Origin of the sequence: Elstera litoralis, assembly GCF_000963705.1 — a bacterium.
GTDB classification, from domain to species: Bacteria; Pseudomonadota; Alphaproteobacteria; order Elsterales; family Elsteraceae; genus Elstera; species Elstera litoralis.
Genome location: NZ_LAJY01000366.1, coordinates 1 through 5,409, shown reverse-complemented (window position 1 = coordinate 5,409; position 5,409 = coordinate 1). Strand labels below are relative to the sequence as shown.

General features: G+C 62.1%; 6 protein-coding genes. 3 read left to right on the top strand and 3 right to left on the bottom strand.

Annotated elements, in window-relative coordinates:
• The 3 genes from VZ95_RS13755 to VZ95_RS13750 form a co-directional block, all read left to right on the top strand.
• A partial coding sequence (locus tag VZ95_RS13755; protein WP_045776359.1) for an HD family phosphohydrolase occupies positions 1 to 1,423 on the top strand: 1,423 nt, incomplete at its 5' end.
• A 129-nt stretch (positions 1,424 to 1,552) separates the two neighbouring features.
• A complete protein-coding gene (locus VZ95_RS28280) occupies positions 1,553 to 1,675 on the top strand; it encodes a hypothetical protein (protein ID WP_269747110.1) in 123 nt (40 codons plus the stop codon).
• Positions 1,676 to 1,703: 28 nt separating this feature from the next.
• Complete coding sequence (locus VZ95_RS13750) at positions 1,704 to 2,438, top strand: septal ring lytic transglycosylase RlpA family protein (RefSeq protein ID WP_052711762.1); 735 nt, start codon at positions 1,704 to 1,706, stop codon at positions 2,436 to 2,438.
• A gap of 113 nt (positions 2,439 to 2,551) precedes the next feature.
• On the opposite strand, the gene VZ95_RS13745 is transcribed toward VZ95_RS13750, so the two are convergent.
• The 3 genes from VZ95_RS13745 to VZ95_RS13735 form a co-directional block, all read right to left on the bottom strand.
• Positions 2,552 to 3,937, bottom strand: coding sequence for a peptidoglycan -binding protein (locus tag VZ95_RS13745; RefSeq protein ID WP_045776357.1), 1,386 nt, complete (start codon positions 3,935 to 3,937; stop codon positions 2,552 to 2,554).
• A gap of 3 nt (positions 3,938 to 3,940) precedes the next feature.
• The gene (locus VZ95_RS13740; protein WP_045776356.1) at positions 3,941 to 4,996 is read right to left on the bottom strand and encodes a hypothetical protein; all 1,056 of its coding nucleotides are present in this window, start codon (positions 4,994 to 4,996) and stop codon (positions 3,941 to 3,943) included.
• Between the two features lie 48 nt (positions 4,997 to 5,044).
• The coding region (locus VZ95_RS13735) for an OmpA family protein (protein WP_045776355.1) at positions 5,045 to 5,409 on the bottom strand (365 nt) is incomplete at its 5' end.

Here is a 5,409-nt window from a genome sequence, read left to right as displayed (position 1 = left end):
TACTTTAGGTTTCGCCAAAGGCGGCACGACAGGTGAGCCCGTGCAATTGCCGGAACTGCCGATGCACCGGCCCGACGGCAGCCCCAATCACAATAATGTGGCGACCTATGCGGCGCTGACCGGCAAGATCGTCAATATCGACGATGCCTATCACGCCAAGGACTTCGATTTTTCCGGCACGAAACGCTTCGACGAGACCACGGGGTATCGCTCGCAGAGTTTCCTAACGGTGCCGCTGTGTAACCATCTCGGCGATGTCGTCGGTGTGTTGCAGCTCATCAACCGCAAGAATCCGATTACCGGGGCGGTCGAAGTCTTCGGGACCGATCTGGTGCCGCTGATCGAGGCGCTGGGTAGCCAGGCCGCGATGGCGCTGACCAACCAGCAGCTTATTCTTGAACAGCGCAACCTGTTCGATGCTTTCATCAACCTGATGGCGGGCGCGATCGACGCAAAATCGCCCTATACCGGCGGCCATTGCTTGCGCGTTCCGGCCCTAACCGAGATGTTGGCGGCGGCAGCCTGCCGGGTGACGGACGGGCCGTTCGCCTCTTTCGATCTGAACGACGATCAATGGTACGAGTTGCGCGTTGCGGGCGGTTTGCACGACGTGGGCAAGGTCACGACGCCGGTTCATATTATGGACAAGGCGACCAAGCTCGAAAAAATCTGCGACCGTATTGAGGAGATCCGTGCCCGTCACGAGGTTCTGCGCCGCGATGCCGAGGTTGCCTATTGGCGCGGCCGGGTTGAAGGCGGCGACGAAAAGGAACTGGCGGCGACCTGTGCCGCGCGCATCGCCGAAATCGACGAGCAGTTCCTCTTCCTCCGGCAGGTCAACTTCGGCACCGAGTTTACTCCCGATGCCAGCGTCGACCGCATCAAAACCATCGCGGCTCAAAACTGGGGGCTTGAGGGTGAGTTGAAGCCGCTGCTGCTGGAAGACGAGGTGATGAACCTTTCCATCCGGCGCGGCACGCTTAATACCGAAGACCGCAAGATTATCAACGATCATATCGTGCTGACCATCCAGATGCTCGATGCGCTGCCCTTCCCCAAGCTGCTGAAGAATGTCTCCGAGATCGCAGGCGGGCATCACGAGAAGATGGACGGCACCGGCTATCCGAAGGGCCTCAAGCGGCACGAAATGTCGATCCCGGCGCGCATGATGGGCATCGCCGATATTTTCGAAGCGCTGACGGCGGCGGATCGGCCCTACAAAAAGCCGAAACCCCTATCGGAATCCATCGCCATCATGGCGCGGATGAAGCAGGATTCCCATGTCGATCCTGATTTGTTCGATCTTTTCCTCAGCAGCGGCGTTTACCGCGACTATGCCGAAAAGTTTTTGCAGCCCGAGCAGATCGATGCCGTTGACATTACCCAGTATCTAGCGCCCAATTTTAATCCGAAGGGGGCCTGACGATTTTCGAGTGTCGGGAATCTATTGCAGGCCCCTAGCAAAGCTGCCATGCTCAAATCACATAAATGATGTCGAGCGTGGACGGGGCCTAAAATCAGGCGCCGACGGTACGATCAAGGGAGACGGGCGATGGATGCAATTCTTCTCACTCTGGCGGTGAGCCTTGCAGTTCTTATGTCCGTGACGCTCGCGGTGGTTGCGACCCCCGTTCAGCAGGCGGTTCCGGTTCGGGTGCGTCGTTCGCGCCGCTGATCCGTTTTAGCGATTCTCTGTTACTGCTGTGGTGCGGATCGGGCAGGGCTTTTTTGCGAGCCTGATTCTCATCCAGCTTGCAGGCTGCGCCGCGACGCCGAGTGCGCCGGTGGCCCAAAGCGTTGCGCCGGTTGTAAAACCCGATGAAGCGCCGATACCTGCGCCATCGGCCTACCCCCCTGCGGCAGCGCCGCCGGTTTTAGCGCGTCAAGCCGGTGTGCCAGTCCAGCAAGGGCGGCCGACTTGGTATAAGCGCTCCCGCCATACCCATACGACGGCAACCGGCGAAGCGCTCGATGATCGGCTGTTCACGGCGGCCCATCTTACCTTACCCTTGGGCAGTTTCGTGCGCGTTACCGATATCGCCACCGGCAATTCGGTCATCGTTCGCGTCAATGATCGCGGCCCCTATACGCGCGGTTTCATCATCGATCTCAGTAAATCGGCGGCGGATGCCTTAGGTGTTTTCCGCAACCCGCGCATGATGGTCAGCTTAGAGCTTTTATCGGATAAACCCGACGCCGATCATCTGTCCGTGCCGGTTTCAACCCTCCCAACCGGGGCGGCGGCCCTGGCCGCTCTGGGCGGTAAGCCGAAGCCGGCCAGCGCGGCGAAAGCTAAGCCGGGGGGCGCTAAATCCGCAAAAATGCCAACAAAGCCTGCCCCGGTCAAAGCGACCCTGGCAAAACCCACCCCGGCGGCAAAAGCAGCCCCGGTGAAGCCCAAAGCAATGGCTCAAAAGCCTGCCGCGAAAACGCCTTAACCTCTCTCCGCTTTGCGATCCCACCTTATGGGATTGATGGGATGAAAAGAAATGGCAGATTCTCAAGGGGCGCGGCCCCTTGAGTGGGGTTTGGGGCAAAGCCCCGACAGACCTTAACGCTCGGTCAGCTTGAACTCGATGCGGCGGTTGCGGCGGCGGGCCGGGTCGTCGTCGCGGGGGTCGAGCGGCTGGAACTCGCCGAAGCCGGTCGCGGCGAGGCGTTCGGCGGGCACGCCCTGGTCGATCATGAATTTCACCACCGAGATGGCGCGCGCGGTGGAAAGTTCCCAGTTGGAGGGGAACTGCGCCGTGCGGATCGGCACGCGGTCGGTATGGCCATCGACGCGCAAGACCCAGCTTAGATCGGCGGGGATACGCGGGGCGACATCCTTGATGACGGCGGCAAGCCCCGCCAACTGCCCGCGCCCAGCCTCGCCCAGTTCTGCCGATCCGGCATCGAACAGAACTTCCGACTGAAAGACGAAGCGGTCGCCGACGATCCGCACTTCCTGGCGCTCGCCCAAAACCTCGCGCAGCCGCCCGAAGAATTCCGACCGATAGCGTGCGAGTTCCTCAACCTTGGAGGCGAGGGCGGCGTTTAGGCGCTTGCCGAGGTCGGCGATTTGAACGTCTTGCTCTTTGGTCTTGGTCTCCGAGGCCTCTAGGGCGGCGGCGATGCGGGCGAGTTGCTCGCGCAGGGCTAACATCTGACTATTGAGCAGCTCAACTTGCCGTTTCGCTTCGGCCGAGAGAGCTTTTTCCCGCGACAGTTCGCCGCCCTGGACTTCGCCGCGCGCCAAGAGTTCCGCCAATTGAATATCGCGCTGGGCGATATCGCGTTGCGCCAGAACCGTGCGCTCTTCGGCGGTGGCAAGGCGCGCTTCCAGTTCCTTCGAGCGGTCGCGCAAAGCGCCCAACTGCTTCTCGCGCTCATCCACTTGCCCGCCGAGGGCGGCGACCTTGGCTTCCAACTCGGCGCGGACGCGGCGCAAGGTATCGATATCGGCCTTGAGCTGCGCCAATTCCTTCAGTTGTACTTCCAGCGTGGCGCGGTCGGCCTGAATGGTCTTATTGGCGGCTTCAAGGTCGGCGGCGCTTTTTTGATTGAGGCCCTGAAGCTCGCCGAGGCGCGCATTAGCATCGTTGAGCCGCCCGGTCAAACTATCGCGCTCGGCCATCACGGCGGCAAGGCGACCGATGGCCTCGTCGCGCGCCGTGGCGGCGCTTTGCAGATCGCTGGTGAGCCGCCCGAGGCTGAGTTGCAGTTCTGCCGAATTGGCCTTTTCCAGGGCCAGCATGTCCGAAAGCTGGGCGATCTGGTCGGTCAGTTTCGCCAAGGCCTCGTCGCGCCCAGACAGGGCCTGATTAAGGTAATATTGCGCCAGCACGAACACGAGAATGAGAAAGATGATAACGATTAGCAGCGTCGAGAGCGCATCGACGAACCCCGGCCAATAATCGACCGGACCACTACGCTGCCGCCGGGAATTCCCAGGCATGGCTTAACGCTCCTGCTCGTCGGCGAGGGCGGCGATAGTGCGGGCGAGCAGGCGAATTTCAGCGCGGACCTCGTGAATCATCTCGGCGCGACCGTGGCGTTGCTCGTCCAAAAGCTGCGTGAGGTGCAGGTCGAGATTGCGCAAATGACTGCGGGAGACTTCATCGACCGGCGCGGCTTTCTCGGGGCGGGCGGCCAGATGCTCGACCAGCGCATTCAGGGCGGCATTGGTGCTGCCGCGCCCCTCTTCGGTACGGGCGAGGGTGCGTTGCAGGGCGTCGAGGCTATCGGCGGTTTGTTCCAGCAGGGCTTGAATATAGGCGGGCACCGAAGCGTCGCCCTCGCTGGTCGGGCCGCCGCCGCCGATGCGGGTTAGGCTGGCGAGCCATTCTTCCAACTCATTATAGAAGCGACTTTGGGCCGCACCGGCTTGCAGGTCGAGAAAGCCCAGCACCAGCGATCCGGCGAGCCCGAACAGCGAGGAGCTGAAAGCCGTCCCCATCGCCGACAGCGGCGTGGCCAGGCCTTTTTTCAAATCCTCGAAGGCCGCAACCGCGTCGCCGCCGCCGAAGGAGAGTTTTCCAACCACATCGCCGACCGAACTGACGGTTTGGATCAAGCCCCAGAAGGTGCCCAGCAGCCCGAGCAGCACCAGCAGGCCGATGAGATAGCGCGAAATATCGCGCCCTTCATCCAGCCGCGCGCCGATACTATCGAGAAGCGAGCGGGTGGCGGTGGCCGAGAGGCTGAGGCGCGTGCGTCGCTCGCCCAGCATCGCGGCCATCGGGGCCAGCAGTTTCACCGGAATGGCGACGGCGGCGGATTGATTGCGCTGGTAATTTTCCAGCCAAGCAATCTCCGGCGTCAGCATCAGCACTTGCCGGACGATGAAGACGATACCGAGGAGCAAACAGCCCAGAATAACGCCGTTCAGCCCCGGATTATGCAGAAACGCATCCTTCAGAACGCTCGATAAGGCCACCGTTACCGCCGTCCCGAGCGCCAAGAACAAGCCCATGCGGATCAGGTAGCGACGGGTTCCAGTCAAGTGATGCAGCATCGGTGAAAGCCAGTCTCAGGGTGTGTCTGGAGAAACAGGAAGCGGCGGTTAAGGGGCGGTCAGTTCGAGATCGACGCGATCGGCGGGGCCATCGGCCACCTGCCCGCCCAAGGCGCGGACATCGACGCGGGCAGTGCTGACGCCTTTTTCGGCCAGAAAGCTGCGGACCGTCAGCGCCCGGTTGAGCGAGAGGCGGCGGGCTTGGCTGGCGGTTTCGGGCGTACCGGTCGCATAGGCGGTGATGAGAATCCGCCGCTCCGGCTGGCTTTGGACCAGCTTGACGAGGCCCTCCAGCGTCGGGCGCGCGGTGGTGGGAATGTCGGCGCTATCGGGCAGGAACAGCAGGCGCGCGCCTTTTTCCGTCATCACCGGGCTCGGCACGGCGACAACCGGCGTTGCCACGGGCGCGGGAG

Excerpts from the sequence above, each read along its gene's own strand:
- VZ95_RS13745 (WP_045776357.1), bottom strand. The coding sequence starts at position 3,937 with ATGCCTGGGAATTCCCGGCGGCAGCGTAGTGGTCCGGTCGATTATTGG.
- VZ95_RS28280 (WP_269747110.1), top strand. The coding sequence starts at position 1,553 with ATGGATGCAATTCTTCTCACTCTGGCGGTGAGCCTTGCAGTTCTTATG.
- VZ95_RS13740 (WP_045776356.1), bottom strand. The coding sequence starts at position 4,996 with ATGCTGCATCACTTGACTGGAACCCGTCGCTACCTGATCCGCATGGGC.